The 15,753-nt window shown below is 62.8% G+C and carries 18 protein-coding genes; 4 read left to right on the top strand and 14 right to left on the bottom strand.

Annotation, left to right across the window (positions count from 1 at the left end; all coding sequences use genetic code 11):
- Positions 1-30: 30 nt before the first annotated feature.
- The 7 genes from QKY98_RS17165 to QKY98_RS17135 all read right to left on the bottom strand — a co-directional run bounded on the left by QKY98_RS17165 (position 31) and on the right by QKY98_RS17135 (position 6,104).
- Positions 31-774, bottom strand: a complete 744-nt coding sequence (locus tag QKY98_RS17165) for a flagellar basal body rod protein FlgF (protein WP_027598032.1) — start codon at positions 772-774, stop codon at positions 31-33.
- A gap of 169 nt (positions 775-943) precedes the next feature.
- Positions 944-2,467, bottom strand: a complete 1,524-nt coding sequence (locus QKY98_RS17160) for a flagellar hook protein FlgE (RefSeq protein ID WP_181083282.1) — start codon at positions 2,465-2,467, stop codon at positions 944-946.
- Positions 2,468-2,493: 26 nt separating this feature from the next.
- Positions 2,494-3,204 (bottom strand): flagellar hook assembly protein FlgD, encoded by a 711-nt coding sequence (gene flgD / locus QKY98_RS17155; protein WP_145248377.1) that lies wholly within the window; start codon positions 3,202-3,204, stop codon positions 2,494-2,496.
- A 12-nt stretch (positions 3,205-3,216) separates the two neighbouring features.
- A complete protein-coding gene (flgC, locus tag QKY98_RS17150) occupies positions 3,217-3,654 on the bottom strand; it encodes a flagellar basal body rod protein FlgC (RefSeq protein ID WP_284671311.1) in 438 nt (145 codons plus the stop codon).
- A 2-nt stretch (positions 3,655-3,656) separates the two neighbouring features.
- On the bottom strand, positions 3,657-4,079 hold the full coding sequence (gene flgB / locus QKY98_RS17145; RefSeq protein ID WP_284671310.1) for a flagellar basal body rod protein FlgB: 423 nt from the start codon (positions 4,077-4,079) through the stop codon (positions 3,657-3,659).
- Positions 4,080-4,301: 222 nt separating this feature from the next.
- Positions 4,302-5,129: a protein-glutamate O-methyltransferase CheR gene (cheR, locus tag QKY98_RS17140; RefSeq protein WP_027601640.1), complete on the bottom strand. Its 828-nt coding sequence runs from the start codon at positions 5,127-5,129 to the stop codon at positions 4,302-4,304.
- 42 nt (positions 5,130-5,171) lie between these two features.
- On the bottom strand, positions 5,172-6,104 hold the full coding sequence (locus QKY98_RS17135) for a chemotaxis protein CheV (protein WP_007160449.1): 933 nt from the start codon (positions 6,102-6,104) through the stop codon (positions 5,172-5,174).
- 98 nt (positions 6,105-6,202) lie between these two features.
- On the opposite strand from QKY98_RS17135, the gene flgA reads away from it, so the two are divergent.
- The 4 genes from flgA (at position 6,203) to QKY98_RS17115 (ending at position 8,751) form a co-directional block, all read left to right on the top strand.
- Positions 6,203-6,931: a flagellar basal body P-ring formation chaperone FlgA gene (gene flgA / locus QKY98_RS17130; RefSeq protein ID WP_502945090.1), complete on the top strand. Its 729-nt coding sequence runs from the start codon at positions 6,203-6,205 to the stop codon at positions 6,929-6,931.
- 160 nt (positions 6,932-7,091) lie between these two features.
- Positions 7,092-7,400, top strand: coding sequence for a flagellar biosynthesis anti-sigma factor FlgM (flgM, locus tag QKY98_RS17125; protein ID WP_027598038.1), 309 nt, complete (start codon positions 7,092-7,094; stop codon positions 7,398-7,400).
- Between the two features lie 60 nt (positions 7,401-7,460).
- Complete coding sequence (locus tag QKY98_RS17120) at positions 7,461-7,928, top strand: flagella synthesis protein FlgN (RefSeq protein ID WP_284671308.1); 468 nt, start codon at positions 7,461-7,463, stop codon at positions 7,926-7,928.
- Positions 7,929-8,016: 88 nt separating this feature from the next.
- The gene (locus QKY98_RS17115) at positions 8,017-8,751 is read left to right on the top strand and encodes a flagellar brake protein (RefSeq protein WP_284671307.1); all 735 of its coding nucleotides are present in this window, start codon (positions 8,017-8,019) and stop codon (positions 8,749-8,751) included.
- Between the two features lie 42 nt (positions 8,752-8,793).
- Here the strand turns inward: QKY98_RS17115 and QKY98_RS17110 are convergent, their stop codons facing one another.
- From QKY98_RS17110 to QKY98_RS17080, 7 genes are read right to left on the bottom strand one after another with little or no spacing between them, the layout of a single operon-like run.
- Positions 8,794-10,149 (bottom strand): MFS transporter, encoded by a 1,356-nt coding sequence (locus QKY98_RS17110; protein WP_284671306.1) that lies wholly within the window; start codon positions 10,147-10,149, stop codon positions 8,794-8,796.
- A gap of 44 nt (positions 10,150-10,193) precedes the next feature.
- The gene (locus QKY98_RS17105; RefSeq protein ID WP_027598042.1) at positions 10,194-11,042 is read right to left on the bottom strand and encodes a glycosyltransferase family 2 protein; all 849 of its coding nucleotides are present in this window, start codon (positions 11,040-11,042) and stop codon (positions 10,194-10,196) included.
- A gap of 13 nt (positions 11,043-11,055) precedes the next feature.
- On the bottom strand, positions 11,056-11,412 hold the full coding sequence (locus QKY98_RS17100) for an SMR family transporter (RefSeq protein WP_007160456.1): 357 nt from the start codon (positions 11,410-11,412) through the stop codon (positions 11,056-11,058).
- Positions 11,409-12,242, bottom strand: a complete 834-nt coding sequence (locus QKY98_RS17095) for a sugar phosphate isomerase/epimerase family protein (protein WP_108581194.1) — start codon at positions 12,240-12,242, stop codon at positions 11,409-11,411. The genes QKY98_RS17100 and QKY98_RS17095 overlap by 4 nt, the downstream gene beginning before the upstream one ends.
- On the bottom strand, positions 12,242-13,030 hold the full coding sequence (locus QKY98_RS17090) for an NAD-dependent epimerase/dehydratase family protein (RefSeq protein WP_037007070.1): 789 nt from the start codon (positions 13,028-13,030) through the stop codon (positions 12,242-12,244). The genes QKY98_RS17095 and QKY98_RS17090 overlap by 1 nt, the downstream gene beginning before the upstream one ends.
- A gap of 5 nt (positions 13,031-13,035) precedes the next feature.
- Positions 13,036-14,667, bottom strand: coding sequence for a hypothetical protein (locus tag QKY98_RS17085; protein ID WP_186354088.1), 1,632 nt, complete (start codon positions 14,665-14,667; stop codon positions 13,036-13,038).
- On the bottom strand, positions 14,648-15,712 hold the full coding sequence (locus QKY98_RS17080) for an FAD-dependent oxidoreductase (RefSeq protein WP_502945089.1): 1,065 nt from the start codon (positions 15,710-15,712) through the stop codon (positions 14,648-14,650). The genes QKY98_RS17085 and QKY98_RS17080 overlap by 20 nt, the downstream gene beginning before the upstream one ends.
- Positions 15,713-15,753 lie beyond the last annotated feature (41 nt).

The raw sequence follows: 15,753 nt of genomic DNA, 5'->3' as shown, positions 1-15,753 counted from the left end.
GTGCCGGTTTTACGTCGGCGCTAGCCTTGATCAGGAGAATTGCAAAACCTTTGCCAGCGCCGCGTCGTTGTCTTCGGCGCTGCGCATCATCTTCACCTGCAGTTCGAACTGGCGGGACAGCGACAGGATCGAGGTCATCTCCTCCGCCGCATTGACGTTGCTCGACTCGACGAAGCCGGACACCAGGGACACGTTGGCGTCCATGGGCGGCGCTGCCTGACCCTGCTTCATGTGCAGCAGGCCGTCGAGCCCCTTTTCCATCTGCTTGGTGTCGGGATTGACCAGCTTGATGCGATCGACCTGGGCCAGGGCATTGGCTGCCTGGCCGGAGCCGCGAATGGTGATGCTGCCGTCCTGACCGATTTCCACCTTGGAAGCGGGCGGCACGGCGATGGGTCCGCCATTGCCGAGCACCGGCATACCACTGCCGGTCCGCAGCATGCCGAGGGGATCGATCTGCAGACTGGAGGTACGCACATAGGCCTCCTTGCCGGAGGGATCCTGGACCGCGACGAAGCCGGGGCCCTGGATGGCCACGTCCAGGTCACGCCCGGTTTCCTGCAACGCACCAGGGGTAAAGTCCGTCGCCGGCCGTTCGCTCATGGAATAGACGCGCGACGGCATGGTCTCGCCGAACACCTGCATCGAGCGCGCCTGCTCGAGATCCTTGCGGAATCCCGAGGTCGAGACGTTGGCCAGGTTGTTGGCATGGGCGCGCTGGGCCATCTCGTTCTGGCTGGCGCCGGTCATGGCGACGTACAGCAGCTTGTCCATCTGATCCTCCGACGGCGGCCGATTGCCGCCAAGCTTGCGTTCGGAGGTTCTTTAGCAAGGCCCGTTCCAGAAAACGAAAAACCTGCTGAATCAAGGGCTTGAAAATAGAAAAGCCTCCCGAAGGAGGCTTTTCCTGACGTCTGAGCGGCAAGCCGTCAGAGAAACGACATCAACGCAGGTTGATGATGGTCTGGGTGATGGCGTTCTCGGTCTCGATGGTCTTGGCGTTCGCCTGGTAGTTGCGCTGCGCCACGATCATGTCGACCAGCTCGGTGGAGATGTCGACGTTGGACGCCTCCAACGCACCGGATTGCAGGGCCCCCAGTGTACCGGCCCGCGGCGTGCCCACCACCGGCTGGCCGGACTCGGCGGATTCGGTCCAGGAGGTCTTGCCCATGGGCGTCAGGCCTTGGACGTTGGCGAAGTTGGCCAGGATCACCTGACCCTGCACCTTGGACTGACCGTTGGTGTAGCGCGCGAATATCTGACCGGTATCGTCGATTTCCAGACCGGACAGCTGACCGGTGGTGTAGCCGTCCTGGTTGACGCTGTTCACCGCGAAGGCAGTAGAGAATTGCGTCGAGCCGCGCGGATCGAAGGTGAAGCCGCCCGTGTTGCCCAGCGCGCCGTTCCAGCTGTAGTTCGCCGGGTTGCCACCATCGGATATCGCCGGGATCCAGCCACTGCCGCTCGAGCCGGTGGGGTCGGCGGCGAAGGTGATGATGTTGGTCTTGGGATCGATGCTGACGCCCGACGAAGAAGAGGTCACGGTGCTCAGCTTGCCGGCCGCATCGAAGGTCACGCCAAAGCTCTGCGGCTGGGTGCCATAGGCGGCCACGGCTGCGGCGACCGAGGCCGCAGTCGCACCGGTAGCGGCAGCTGCGTTGTTGGCGATGGTCTTCACCTGGGGCGTGGCCCCGGACATGTTGTTGACAGCCGTAGCGACATCATTCGCCGTGGCACCGGCAACCCCTGCCGCCGTATTGGCCGTTTTGGTGGCGATACCCGGATCCAGCGGATTGCGCCCGTCGATCAGCACCTGCATCGACCACTGATTGGTGGCCGGCGCCGGTGCCTTGACGAAGTACTGCGACATGACGTGGGAGTTACCCTGGCTGTCATAGATGTTCAGCGAGGTCGAGGAGTTGTAGGTTTTCGGATCCGAGGGATCGAAGGGCGTCAGCGTCGGCGGTGCGCTGGTCGAGTTCAGGTTGAACTGCTGAGCGATCTGGGTGGTGGACTTGGGCGCCTGACTGGCCGTCTCGATGCGCAGGTCGCTGCGTACGCCGGGCTGCAGCAGGCCCTGGGCGTTGGTGGTGTAGCCCTGCAGCTTGTAGCCGTTGTTGTCGACGATGAAGCCTTGCTTGTCGGTGCCGAAGTAACCCGCACGGGTGTACTGGACGGCACCGTTGTTGCTGGTCATGAAGAAGCCGTTGCCGTTGATGCCCATGTCCAGCGCATTCTGCGTGGAATCGATGGTGCCCTGGTTGAACAGCTGGCCGACATTGCCCAGCAGCACGCCGCTGCCCTGGGCATTCTTGCCAGTACCCAGTACCGAGGCGGCATAGAGATCCTGAAACTCTGCCCGGGACTGCTTGAAGCCGACGGTACTGGCGTTGGCGATGTTGTTGCCGGTGATGTTGAGGTCACTGGACGCGGCCTTGATGCCGCTCAAACCGATATTGAAAGACATGCTGGATTCCTCTCGTGTGCCGCGCCTTACTGGCCGACCGCCTGGACTTTGGAGATGCCGATGCTGCCGACGCCGGCAAGGTTGAGTGTCATTTCGCCGCCGTTCTGCCCCAGCGTCACGCTGTCGACGTTAGCCGGCAAACTGGTTTTCATGGCTTCGGTCTTGCCATCGATGCTGGCCTGGGCCTCGAAGCGATAGGTGCCTGCGTCCAGCTTCTTGCCACTAGCATCGGTGCCATCCCAGGTAAAGTTCACCAGACCGCTGGATTGCTGTCCCAGGTTCAGGCGGTTCACCTGACTGCCGCTGGTGTCATAGACGTTGACCCAGACATTGGAGCTGGAAGCGGTCAGGTTGAGCGCCCCCTTGAAGTCCGCGCTGGTATCCACCTTGACCTGGTCGCTGTCGACGATCACCTTGCGTCCCACCAGGGTGGACGCCTGCAACGCCTGGGAAGACTGGCTGCCGGAGAGGATCGAGCTGACGCTGGTGTTGAGGTTGGTGATGCCTTCGACGGTACTGAATTGCGCCAGCTGCGCGATGAATTCGCCATTGCCCTGGGGCTCCAGCGGATTCTGGTTGTTCATCTGGGCGACCATCAGCTTGAGGAACTCGTCCTTGCCGAGCTGGCTGGTCTTCTTGGTCTCGCTGCCGCTGCTGTCACCCGTGGCACTCGTCTTGTTGAGCGAGTACTTGTCGAGCACCGACTGAGCGGTGGAATTGGTCGTGCTTATGGCCATGGTGCCGGTTCCTTACTGACCGAGGGTCAGTACCTTCTGCATCATCTGTTTGGCGGTATTCATCATTTCCGCATTGGTCTGGAAGGCGCGACTGGCCGAAATCATGTCGGCCATCTCCTCCACCACGTTCACGTTGGGGTAGTAGACATAGCCGTCCTTGTCCGCCATCGGGTGGTTGGGCTCATAGCGCTTCTGTACCTCGCTCTGGTCCTCGACGATGCCCTTGACCTCCACCCCAACCCCGGCCTGGCCCCGGTCGTCGAACAGCGACGCGCCGCCCTGGGCCTCGTTGAGCTGGGCGGCGAACACCGGGTGCCGCGCCTTGTAGGTCTGGTCGACGCTGGAAGACACGGAATCGGCGTTGGCCATGTTGCTGGCCACGGTATTGAGGCGAACGTTCTGGGCGCTCATCCCGCTGCCGGCGATGTTGAACAGCGAACTCAGGGACATGGCTATTCTCCGCGCAGGGCCGACATCAGCCCCTTGAACTTGCTATTGAGCAGGGTGAAACTGGCCTGGAAATTCATCGCGTTCTCCGCGTAGTTGGCCTGCTCGACCTGCGCATCCACGGTGTTCTGGTCCACCGAGGGCTGAGTGGGGATGCGATATTTCAACGCCGAGTCGCCCATGCTCATGTCGAAGCCTTCGGCAGCGATATGGCGGCTGTTGGTGGTTTCCAGCTGATAGTGGCCGGAGGCCCCTGGTGCGCTCTTGGCCGCCTGCTCCGCCATCACGGCGCTGAAATCCAGATCCTTTGCCTTGTAGCCCGGGGTGTCGGCATTGGCGATGTTGTTGCCCAACACCTCGGCACGCTGCGAACGGAAGTTCAGCGCCTGCTCGTGCAACCCGAGTGCTTTGTCGAAACTGATGCTCATGTCGAGAGACCTTTGACGTGGCTTGCAAGCGATTTAGCAAGGCCCGTGCCAGTCTCCAGCATTCATCTAAATCAAGGGCTTAGCGCAAGGTGGCAGTCAGAACGACGGCAAGCGGCAAGGTTTTTCCGCCGTCCTTGCCGGGCCCCGAGGCCGGGGCGGCAAAACTTTGGCGCAAAAGAAAGGGCAGACCTGGGTCTGCCCTTGGGGTGTCCATCGACCGGCCTATTTGGCCTTGTAGATGATGCCCGGATTGCACTGCACCATCTGATAGAGATCCGGCAGGCCATTGAGGGCCTCGGAGGCGCCCAGGAACAGATAGCCGCCCGGCTTGAGGGTGCCGTGGATGCGCGTGAGGATGTCCTTCTTCACCTCGGCGGAGAAGTAGATCAGCACGTTGCGGCAGAACACCATGTCGAACTTGCCGAGGCTGGCATAGCTGTCCAGCAGATTCAGCGCACGGAACTCGATGCGGCTGCGAATCGCCGGCTTGACCGCCCAGCGCCCCGGCTGCTGCACGTCGAAGTAGCGCTGCAGGCGCTCCGGGGACAGCCCCCGACCGATCGCCAGCGAATCGTATTCGCCGGACTTGGCCGCGGTGAGAATGGCGCCGGACAGGTCGGTCGCCACGATCTGCATGCCGCCACGCCCCTGCCCTGCCGCACTGCGCTCGAATTCGTCCATGGTCATGGACAGCGAATAGGGTTCCTGACCCGAGGAGCAGGCCGCCGACCAGACCCGCAGGCGCTGGCCGAAGGTGTTCTTGGTCAACTCCGGCAAGAGGCGGTTCTTAAGCACCTCGAAGGGATAGGTGTCGCGAAACCACAGGGTTTCGTTGGTCGTCATCGCATCGATGACCTTTTCCCGCAACCCGCCACGGGGCTGCATCTGGATGCGCTGCACTAACTCCGACAACGTCTTGATCCCTTCGGTCTCCATCAGCTTGTTAAGCCGACTGGAGACGAGGTACTGCTTGTTGTCACCGAGCAGGATCCCGCTGGATTTCTCGAGGAAATCACGAAAAAGCACAAAATCCGCGTTGACTGCTGACACTGCCGCTCCGCCTTCTGGATACCGGGATAGAGACGCCTTCACCTAGTGACTGTCGACCGCATTGATGCGCTCGGCTACCCGGGAGGCAAGATCATCGGGGCGGAACTTGGCCAGGAAGTCGTCCGCACCGACCTTCTTGACCATCGCCTGGTTGAAGACGCCGGACAAGGAGGTATGCAGCAGTATATGCACTTTCTGCATCCGCGAATCATGACGGATTTCCGCCGTCAGGGTGTAGCCATCCATTTCCGGCATCTCGATGTCGGAAATAATCATCAGCAATTCCTCTTCCGGGCGCTTGCCTTCGGCCACCATGGCCTGGAGGTAATTCAGGGCCTGGCGGCCGTCGTTGAGGGAGATGACCTCTACCCCGACGGTTTCCAGGCAGCGACTCACCTGCTTGCGGGCCACCGAGGAGTCGTCGACGATCAGGACGCGCTTGGTGACGGCCTTGGCCTGTACCACTTCGCTAATGACGCCGGCCGACACGGTTTCGACGGACGGTGCGACTTCGGACAGGATCTTTTCCACGTCGATGATCTCGACGAGCTGGTTGTCGACCCGGGTGACGGCGGTCAGGTAGTGATCACGACCGGTGCCCTTGGGCGGCGGGTTGATGCCTTCCCAGTTCATGTTGACGATCCGCTCCACCGAGCGCACCAGGAAGCCCTGCACCTTGGTGTTGTACTCGGTGATGATCACGAAGCAGTTGTTGATGTCTTCCAGCCCACGACGACCGGTGGCCATGGCCAGGTCGATGATGGGAAAGGTGCCGCCGCGAATGCTGGCCACGCCCCGTACCACCGGACTCGATTTCGGCATCACGGTGAGTTTGGGGCACTGCAGCACCTCCTTCACCTTGAAGACGTTGATGCCATAGAGCTGCGAGCCGTCCAGGCGGAACAGCAGCAGTTCCAGACGGTTCTGGCCCACCAGTTGGGTACGTTGGTTGACTGCGTCCAATACACCAGCCATTTGGCGACTCCTCTCGTTGCCACGGACCGGTTGGAAAACTCGGCACAGGGCTTGCTTAGATGTGACTCATGAAGATCGAAGCGACGTGTTTCCGACCTATGAAGACTTCTTGCCGCTGGGCTGCGAATCTTGTGCTGATCCTGACATGCCTGGGCGGAAAGGCCTATGCAGAAGGCGACTACACCTCATCTGACGAACTTATCGGCGCCGTCGAAAGTTTTCTTGAGGAGCGCGTGCAGGAATATTTGCTGGAGACCCATTCCAACGCGCGCCATGAAACCCAGATCAACTCGCTGGATTCCCGCCTGCGCCTGGCCGCCTGCGACAAACCCCTGACGCTGTCGCAACAGGGCAATCCAATGCCGGTGGGTCGGATCAACGTCAAGGTACGCTGCGAGGGCGCTAGTCCCTGGACGGTATTCGTGCCCGCGCAGGTCAAGCTGTATCGCCCGGTGGTGGTCACGCTGCAGCCCCTGTTGCGTGGCGCGGTGCTGGACAGCCAGAACGTGGCGCTGGTGGAGCGTGATGTCGGCACCCTGACCCAGGGCTACCTGACCAGCCTGGAGCAGGTGATAGGCACCCAGCTGAAGCGTCAGGTGGTCAGCGAGCAGGTCCTGGCGCCGTCCTTTATCGAGCAGGCCGAACTCATTCGTAAGGGCGAGCAGGTGGTCATCAATGCCCGCAGCGCCTCCTTCAGCATCCGCATGCAGGGCGAGGCCCTCAGCGCCGGCGCCAAGGACGAGGAGATCCGCGTACGCAACCTCAGCTCCAACCGGGTAATCCACGGTCGGGTCGTCGATCAGGGCCAGGTGGAGGTAGCCCTTTAGCGCAGGAGCCAAAAGAGGTACCTTGAACGTCCGCTTCCTGAACCTCTGCGCGTCATCCTGTCGAAGGATGTGACGGGGCGCACAGGTCTACGGCTAAAGTTTCGGCATTGCTCGCCGATAAGCCGGACATGCGAACGAGACGACACGAGGATCTCCACTCATGGCTCTAGATATCAATCGCCTGAATTCGTCCTCTACTGCGGGCATAGGCAATACCAAGGCGGCGTCCACCAAGGACGTGTCCGCGGCTCAGACCAGCGACGTCAAGGCTACCCAGAGCACCGCCTCCGGCGAGTCGGTCAGCTTGAGCGCTGAAGCCAAGCAACTGAGCTCCCTGACGGCAGGGCTCAAGGATCTGCCGGTGGTCGACAGCGACAAGGTCAGCCGCCTGAAACAGGCCATCGCCGATGGCTCCTACAAGGTCGACAGCCAGAAAGTGGCCGACAAACTGATGGCGTTCGAGTCCTGACGCCCGGTTCGGCACGGCCTTTCTGACGATCGTCACTAACGTTCGAAGGGAAACCGTGCCATGCCCAATGCCACCTTGCTCGAAATCACCCGCCACGACATCGACCTGAGCGAGCAACTGCTGGCCCTGATCGAGCAGGAATTCCAGGCCTTGAGCGAGCGTCAGCTCGATCGGCTGGAAGCCCTGCTGGGCACCAAGCAGATCCTGCTCAAGCAGCTCGACCAGCATGCCCAGCAGCGCACTGCCCTGCTCCAGGCCCACGGTCTGCGCGCGGATCTGCAGGGCTTGCAAGCCCTGGCTGCGCGGCTACCCGATGGGGAAGAACTGCTGGCGCTTTCCAGTCGGCTCGCGCAGCTCATGGAGCAGTGCAAGGCGCACAACGTCCGCAATGGCCACATCATCCAGGCCAACCGCTTCGTGGTCGGCAAGCTGCTGAACGTGCTGCAGGGCACCTCGGCACCCACGCTGTACAACCGCCGCGGCAGCCAGACCGGTGGCGGTTATCAGCGTCCGCTGAGTTCGGCTTGAGCTCGAAGCTTTTCCCCCAACGCGTTTTTGCTGTACAGATGGCAGCTAGCCAGTATTCTTGCTGACCGCTGTTTACAGGAGTTTCCAGGTGCAAGGTTCTTCCGCTAGCGACAACGCCGCTCAGCCACCCCAGATCTATCGCTCCAAGGGCGAGATCCTGGCCTGCCTGCGGCCGGCGCAACAGCAGCACATTCCGCTGCGGATCACCTTCAATCGTCAGGGGCAGCAATTCCAGAGCTTCGTCGTCGAAATCGACGAAGCCAAGGGACTGATCGCGCTGGACGAGTTCATCCCACGCGAAGCCGAACGCCTGCTCGAACAGGGCCAGGCGTTTCGGGTGGACAGCTTCCACGAAGGCATCAAGGTCACCTGGCAGATCGATCGCCCGGTCGAGTTCAGCGAACTGGACGGCAATCGCTGCTATTGGATCGGCCTGCCCACTGAGCTCACCTATCACCAGCGGCGCAATGCCTATCGGGTCAAGCTGCTGCTGACCCAGCCGGCGACGGCCGAGTTGAGCCAGGGCAACAGCCAGATCCAGCTGCGTGGTCAACTGATCGACCTGTCGGCCACGGGCTGCAAGCTACGCTTTCCCGGCAACGTGACCCACTTGCTGCAACCCGGGCAGGGGGTCCAGAGCTTTACCGCCGAGTTGCCCATAGGCGCCATCAACACGCCTGTGACCATCCGCCACGTCGCCTGTCCGGACCGCCTGGAATACAGCGATGTGGGCGTCTGCTTCGACAACCTCAGTGGCGCAGCCCAGCGCCAGGTCGAGCGCTTCATCTACCAGCTGCAGCGAGAAAACCGCCGGTTCGAGTGACCGATCGGGCGCCCACGGCTGCTGGGCGCCCTCCTCCAACTCTCAGGTCGCCTTGGATTCAGGCGAATTCCGGGGAAACTCGATCTCTTCCTGCAGAGGCGCCCCCTCCTCGGCGGGTTCCTCCTCCACGACCGGATCAGTATGCATCTGGTCGTGTACCACCTGGCTATCGACCCGTGGATCCAGCGCGGCCGCCAGCGGCGAACTGGTCGACCCTTCGGGCATCTGCACATGGCTCAGCGGCGCCTCGTCGACCAAGTGCTTGCCTGTGACTGCATCCGGCCGGATGCGCCAGATCAGGATCGCCCCGCAGAGGACGACGAAGGCATAGAGCATATTGGGTCCGACCAGATTCATCAGAGCCCCCACCACCAGCGGACCGATACAGGCACCGATGCCAAAGGTCACCAGCAGCATGGCACTCAGGGAGACCCGGCGCTCCCCTTCGATATGGTCATTGGACAGCGCCACCGCCAGCGGATAGAGCACGAACTGCAGCAGGCTGGCGATGAGACCGAGGGGTAGCAGCACCACTGGCGGCACATGGGGCAGCACGGCCAACGGCAGGGCGGCGAGAGTCAGGGCGATGGCGACCACGCGGATCAGCCAGCTGCGATCGTGCCGATCCGAAAGCCAGCCGATCGGCCACTGGGCGATCAGACCGGCGAAGATGCAGCAGGCCATGAACAGGCCGATGCGCTCGGTGGGCAGGCCCTGGGCGCTGGCATAGAGCGGCGCCAGGCCATAGAAGGAGCCGATCACCAGTCCGGCGACCAGGGTCGTCGTCAACGACTGCGGAATCCGCTGGATGAAGAACGTGGGCTCCAGCGGCGCCGGCTTGAGCGGCGCCGGGTGGATCTTGCCGGTGACCGCTACTGGCACCAGACACAGGGCATAGCAGATGGCGACCAGCATCAGCTTGTCGACGCCGAGATCGGGCGAGAGCACCAGCACCACCTGCCCCAGCGCCAGGCCAAGGTAGGAGGCGGTCATGTAGCCGGAAAAGACCGTGCCCCGCTCGCCAGGGCCAGCCTGCTCGTTGAGCCAGCTTTCCAGCACCATGTACTGGCACATCATGCCCATGCCGATCAGTACCCTGAGCGCCAGCCACACCGGCAACCAGGGCAGCAGGCCGATGCCCAGCACCGCGGCGCCGACCACCCCAGCACAGGTCACATAGGCGCGGATATGGCCAACCTTGGCGATCAGCCGATGCCCCAGCTTGCCGCCTATCACCAGTCCTGCGTAATAGGCGGCGGTCAGAGCGCCGACCCAGAGTCCCTGCACCTGATCGGCGGCCAGTCGCAGGCCTAGATAGGTACTCAGCAGACCGGTCCCGATCAACATCAACAGCGTCGCGAAATAGAGCCCGCGAAACGCCGACAGCACACGCACCATTGCCTACTCCATCGTCTCTTGCGCATCAGGCGAGCGCGACGGGATCAGCTTCGTCGTTGCGCTGCCAACTGGGCATCCTCGCCCAGGCGTGGGTTGTAGTGGCCTGCACAGGCCTTCATCAGTACCTGCAACACCGACAGATTACCTCTGACGCTGCTGATCTTGGTGGGTACCTCGCCCTTCGGATAGCGCCGCACGGTGGGGAGTTCCACGCAGCGATAGCCCAATTTCGGTACCCGGTAGGACAGATAGGCCAGCAACTCGTAGGTGGTGAACTCGTCGCGGAACGGTGCCACGCGCGGATCCAGCAGCATGGCCCGGCTGTAGGCGCGGAAACCCTGGGTGGTGTCGGTCCAGTGGAAACCCGAGGCCAGGCTCAGCATGGGGGCATGGATGAAGCGAATGGCGAAGTCACGGGACTTGGGGGTGTTCTCCGCTACGCCGCCGGCCAAAAAGCGCGAGGCCTGGACAAAATCGTAACCCTGCTCGATGGCTTCGATGAAACGCGGGATGGCGTCCGGATCGTCCTTGTCGTTGCCGTCGATGGTCACGATGCCGGTGTAACCCTCGTCGAGGACGAAGGCATAGGCGCAGCGCAGCTGGGCGCTCAGCTTGCCCGGCGCGGTCTTGACCAGCAGCCCGCGGACGCCCAGTTCCTGCAGCCGTTGCGGCTCCAGCGAGCCATCGGTGCTGCCGCCGTCGACGATGATGACATCGGCGATGTCGGCGATCCTGACCGCCGCCATGCGCCGCAGGAGGTTGAGAATGCGCTCGCCTTCGTTGATGACCGGAATCACCACGCAGTGCGGGCGGCTACGGCCGTTCCAGAAGGTCGTCGAATAGCTGGGCACCTGCCAGAGGGCGCGCTCGGTGGCGGGAATTGCAGTAGTCATAGGTCCTCCAGGTTCAACCGACACGGGCCGTGATGAGGGCGACGCCGGCAATGATCAGGACGATGCCTGCCGCCGTGGTCCAGGGAAAGGCTTCGCGAAAGATCACCACCGACAGCAACGCGACGCTGGCGATGGCGCCGGCCGTCAGCACCGGATGCGCCACGTTCAGCGGCAGCTTGGCGAGGGCGGCGGCATACAGCAGAAAGGCCAGGCCATACATGAACAGCCCGAGCCAGAACGGCCAGTTGGCCAGGGCGCCCATGGGATCGCTCAGGCTGGGAAAACGCCGCGGCGGCAGCATGGCCAGTTTCACCAGCACGCTCGCCGAGGCGTTGGACGCGATGCCCAAGATCAGGATCAGCCACTTCATGCGGCAGCCTCCGGCAGGTCTCGATAGGCCTTGACCGCGACCTGGACGCCACGCTCCAGCGCGGCCAGGTTGGAGCCCTGCTTGGCTGGCAGCATCTCGATGCTGACGACCTGTTCCGGCAGGCGGCGGGTCAGGGCGAAGGCGATGCCCTCGTGGTTGGTACCGCCCTCCCCCAAGGTCACCAGGTCCGGCTCGCTGGCATGGACGTGACCGATCAGCTCCGCATGCTCTTCGAGCACGCGAGCGGCATCTTCCTCGTTGATGGTCAGGGCGCCGGTATCGAGTTGCATGCGGATCGCCGGATGCTCGACCGCCCGCACCACGGCGGCGGTGGAATCGCTGTCGATCATGAAGTTAGCGCCATAGCGGGGCGGATTCGGCTCCAGACAGATCTGTACGCCATGGGTCGCGGCCACATCGCCCAGACGGCGAAAGAAATCCCGTGCCTGTGCCAGGGCCTGGTCGTCACTCAATCCCGAGCGATCGCGATTGCGCGGCGAGCCGAACACCAGGCGCGTCGCACCCAGTCCCTCGGCGACCCGGCAGACGCCCTCCAGCTGCGCCAGCAGCGCACGCTGGATGTCATCGGCGCCAAAGACATTGAGTCCGGTGGTGCCGAACAGCAGGGCCTGCATGCCGGTGATCTCGATGCCACGGGCCTGCCACTGCTGACGCACTGCCTGGATGTCCTGGGCGGTGGCCGTCTTGGGATCGGCGAAGTACTTGCCAGGCGCGATGTCGATGGCATCGACCCGGTATTGCTGCAGGATCTCGGCGACCATGGCGTCATCGGTCGGATCCCAAGCGATATTGGAGATGGCGATGCGCATCACTGACCCTCCGCCTTGATGACCGGAGGTTCCGACTGGGCATAGGCGCGCACGGCCAGCAGGGTATCGCGTGCGCTGTACTGGTAGCCGTCACGCCCGCCGAAGACCTCGGCATGCACGCTGCGAAAATCGTAGCGCGCCGGCGTACCCTCCAGGGTGTTGCCGAAGTCGCGTCCGAAGCCCTGGCGGGCGATGTCCGCCACGCTGATGGGCTCGGCGGTCAGGTGCACCAGGTCCAGCCCGGCGGCCTGGGCGGTCTGGATGTCATAGCCGAGATTGACCATCGGATAGAACTGGAAGACGCCGCGACTTTCCACGGCGTGCAGGTTGTTGTCGTTGAGCAGATCATAGATCACGTTCTTGCGCAGGCCGGGACCGACCAGGCCAGGCAGGCGGACGATCAGGGCATTGGCGAAATGCTCCCGGACGAACTGCTCCAGTCGATAGCGATTGGCGCCGTACGCATGCAGGCCCTCCTCGTCGACCGCGGTGGTCTCATCCACCCCGAGCGGCTGCTTGAACACGTCCACGGTGCTGATCAGCACGAAGGAATCGCACTGGATCCGCGACAGATGACCGATCAGGCCATCGATCTTCTGGCGATCGGCCTCGGGATCGCGATTGGCGATCCACTTCTGGGCGGGGGCGCCGGCGCAGATGACCTGGCCATAGGGCTGGTCGCCGATCTGGTCGATATTGGTGGAGCGAAACAGCGCGCCGAAGGCCTTCTGCTTGAGCAGCGTCGACCCCACGAAGCCGCTGTACCCTATCAATGCGTCGGTCTTCATGTTGCTCACCCCTTGGTCTTGAATCTCAGGCAATAGTCCGGTTGGCACTCCTCGACGGGATAACGCTCGTCCAGGTAGGCCTTGAGTCGTGGAAACTTGTCGTGCATGGAAATGTTGTTCAGGTTGAATGACCAGAAGGTCGTCGAATACACCACCGCCGGCGGATCGGCATGCTGCAGATCGCTGAGCAGATCGGCCTCATAGGGCGGCGTGGCATAGACCGGATAGATGTACTTGGTACAGGCCGGCAGATCGGTCACCCCGTTGATGACCCCGTTGTTGGCCAGGTCGAACACACAGTGGGCGCCGCTCTCCAGCAGGCGCTGCGAGGCCCATTGCACTCCGGGCGTTGCCAGGGCGGCGTCATCCGGCAAGGCGGCCAGCTCTGGTACCCAGGCGAGTCCCTGGGCCCACACCCGCTCCACCGGCGACTTGTAGAGGTTGAAGGCGGCGAGCAGCACCAGCAGCGCCGCCAGGGCCGGCACCAGCAGCCGCCGACTGAAGGCCAGCAGTGCTCCCGCCAGCAGCACCGCGAAGAACGGCGAAGGATTAAGTCCGACCAGCCCCAGCAGCACGGCAGCGGCAATGGCCGCGGCGGCCGCGCGCGGGTGGGCCGAGATATCCCAGCCGCCGTTGCGCGCCAGGCGCTGCCGCCGGGCGGCATAGAGCAGACTCAGCAGGGGGACCCAGAAACCCATCTGGATGTGCTGAAAGTCCGCGCGATTGACTCCGATCTTGAAGAAGATCGCGAGCAGCACGGCCAGGGCACCGATCAGTGGCAGGTCCTCGCTCCAGCGCCATGGCCAGGGCAGACAACGGATCAGGGCGAAACCTGCCAGGGCCGTGGGCACCGCCAGCAGCAGGCTCAGCGCCAGCGGCCGGGCACTCAAGCCGTAGCCCCACTGGGACGAGGTCTCCAGGAGGAAGGTCAGGTTCTTGACGTAATCGGTCAGGGCGAAGAAATCGGTACCAAAGCCAAGCCAGCCGACGGTCGCCACGAAGCTCAGCAGCGACAGGACATGCCGCCGCTGCAGGAGCAGCGTGAGCAGTACCGCCGAGCCGATGGCCAGCACCCCGGCGATGCCGCGGTCATAGGACCAGAACAGGTTGAAGCCGGCCGCCAGGCCCAGCAACACCTCGCACAGCAGTCGCCGCGGCGTGGTCTCCACCTTGCGATGCAGGCAGAAGAGGAACAGCGACAGCAGCAGGAAAAGATCGCGATAGCCCACCACCTGGGTCGCCACGGCGCCCACGGCGACCAGCAGGATCAGGCGCGCGCGGCCCTTGGGCACCGGGCACAGCAACACGGCCGTTCCCCAGAGCAGCAGTGCCGCACCGGTGTTGCACAGTCCATAGAGGATCTGGGTCACCAGGAAGGTGTGCTGGGCGCCGAACCAGGTCTCCGCCAGCCATACCGGGATGAAATCCAGGCCACCATGGATGGTGAAGGCATGGGCGCCCGGCTGACTGTGCAGCAGCGTCGGCAATGTGGCGAAATACTCCCCCTGGTGGAAGGGATCGAGGATGACGCCCTTGCCGAACAGAAAGAAATTGATGATGGAAAAGACCAGAACGCTGATGAAGCCGGCGACGCCGGACACCCCCCTGGGTGTCGCTTCAGTGGAAGGGTTCGGCATCGAGGCGCTCCAGGGCATCGAAAATGTTGTCGATCTTGCCACCCAGCATCGAATAGCAGCCGGGCAGTTGGGGATGTTGTTCGAAGAGGATGGGACGGCCGTCGTCGCCTTCGTTCTTCATCAGAATGGTCTTCACTTCGAACAGCGAATCCCGGTACTCCATCCGCGCCGCTGCCGACATGTAGCGGGCCACGTCGCGCACCATCCAGTCCGCCCGCGAGGCGCGGTCATAGCCGTCCAGCAGCGCATAGGGATCGGTGCCATTGGCGTCTTCCCAGTTCAGGTGCGGGGTGTAGCGCACATGGGACAGGGTGTGCAGACCCCGGGCCGGGAACGGCATCATGGAAAAGAACGGCCCGTCCATGACCGTCACCCCGAGGTTGCGCAGTTCCGGAGGCATCTCCACCAGCGCCATCTCGGTGATTTCGTGGCGCAGCCGGGTGGCGGTCCCGGGGAAATCGCCACCGTACTGGTTGAGGCCGCTGTAGGTGCAGTTGAAGAGATAACGGCACTGCATCTCCTCCTGGCCGCCGGCTTCGTCCACCACGTCGACCCCCAGGCCGCCGCTTTCGCCGCGGATCGCCGTCACGCGACTCTTGAAGCGCAACTCGACGCCGACGGCATCCAGTTCGCGACTCACTTCAGCGGCGAGTACGGCGGAGTTGAAGGCATATTCCTCGGTGAGATAAACCGCCTCGATCAGTCGATCGTCGAACAATCGACTTAATTCCTCGGACGCCGGTTGCAGCGACGCCTCGATCCCCTGACAGAAGCGTTCGAACTGTTTGGCCGTGACCTTGGAGTTATTGCGGGCAATGGCATACAACTTGGTGAAGTCGCGCACCACCACATCCGGATAATCGCGCAAGAAGCGCGGCAAGTTGACTCGACTGCGAAAGGCCGTGACGAAACTGCGGGGATAGTGATAACCGTTATGGACGCGTGCCTGATTGTGATAAGAGGCGCGCTTCAACAGCCCGTCTTCCCGCTCGACCAGAGTGACTTTCGCAAAGCCTCTCACGCGCATGAGATACAGGGCCGTCATGGCCCCGTAAAATCCGCCACCTATGACGATCGCATCTCTCA

Origin of the sequence: Pseudomonas sp. HR1, from assembly GCF_030175875.1 — a bacterium.
GTDB classification, from domain to species: Bacteria; Pseudomonadota; Gammaproteobacteria; order Pseudomonadales; family Pseudomonadaceae; genus Chryseomonas; species Chryseomonas oryzihabitans.
The sequence above is the reverse complement of the archived record's forward strand: the minus strand, read 5'-3'. Positions and strand labels throughout refer to the sequence as shown.

What these genes read in the sequence shown, in the direction of transcription:
- flgB (WP_284671310.1), bottom strand. Translation starts at nt 4,079, where the DNA reads ATGAGCATCAGTTTCGACAAAGCACTCGGGTTGCACGAGCAGGCGCTG.
- QKY98_RS17095 (WP_108581194.1), bottom strand. Translation starts at nt 12,242, where the DNA reads ATGCGCATCGCCATCTCCAATATCGCTTGGGATCCGACCGATGACGCC.
- QKY98_RS17100 (WP_007160456.1), bottom strand. Translation starts at nt 11,412, where the DNA reads ATGAAGTGGCTGATCCTGATCTTGGGCATCGCGTCCAACGCCTCGGCG.
- flgM (WP_027598038.1), top strand. Translation starts at nt 7,092, where the DNA reads ATGGCTCTAGATATCAATCGCCTGAATTCGTCCTCTACTGCGGGCATA.
- QKY98_RS17105 (WP_027598042.1), bottom strand. Translation starts at nt 11,042, where the DNA reads ATGACTACTGCAATTCCCGCCACCGAGCGCGCCCTCTGGCAGGTGCCC.
- QKY98_RS17085 (WP_186354088.1), bottom strand. Translation starts at nt 14,667, where the DNA reads ATGCCGAACCCTTCCACTGAAGCGACACCCAGGGGGGTGTCCGGCGTC.
- flgC (WP_284671311.1), bottom strand. Translation starts at nt 3,654, where the DNA reads ATGTCCCTGAGTTCGCTGTTCAACATCGCCGGCAGCGGGATGAGCGCC.
- QKY98_RS17165 (WP_027598032.1), bottom strand. Translation starts at nt 774, where the DNA reads ATGGACAAGCTGCTGTACGTCGCCATGACCGGCGCCAGCCAGAACGAG.
- QKY98_RS17160 (WP_181083282.1), bottom strand. Translation starts at nt 2,467, where the DNA reads ATGTCTTTCAATATCGGTTTGAGCGGCATCAAGGCCGCGTCCAGTGAC.
- QKY98_RS17135 (WP_007160449.1), bottom strand. Translation starts at nt 6,104, where the DNA reads ATGGCTGGTGTATTGGACGCAGTCAACCAACGTACCCAACTGGTGGGC.
- QKY98_RS17120 (WP_284671308.1), top strand. Translation starts at nt 7,461, where the DNA reads ATGCCCAATGCCACCTTGCTCGAAATCACCCGCCACGACATCGACCTG.
- flgD (WP_145248377.1), bottom strand. Translation starts at nt 3,204, where the DNA reads ATGGCCATAAGCACGACCAATTCCACCGCTCAGTCGGTGCTCGACAAG.
- QKY98_RS17090 (WP_037007070.1), bottom strand. Translation starts at nt 13,030, where the DNA reads ATGAAGACCGACGCATTGATAGGGTACAGCGGCTTCGTGGGGTCGACG.
- QKY98_RS17080 (WP_502945089.1), bottom strand. Translation starts at nt 15,712, where the DNA reads ATGACGGCCCTGTATCTCATGCGCGTGAGAGGCTTTGCGAAAGTCACT.
- QKY98_RS17110 (WP_284671306.1), bottom strand. Translation starts at nt 10,149, where the DNA reads ATGGTGCGTGTGCTGTCGGCGTTTCGCGGGCTCTATTTCGCGACGCTG.
- flgA (WP_502945090.1), top strand. Translation starts at nt 6,203, where the DNA reads ATGAAGACTTCTTGCCGCTGGGCTGCGAATCTTGTGCTGATCCTGACA.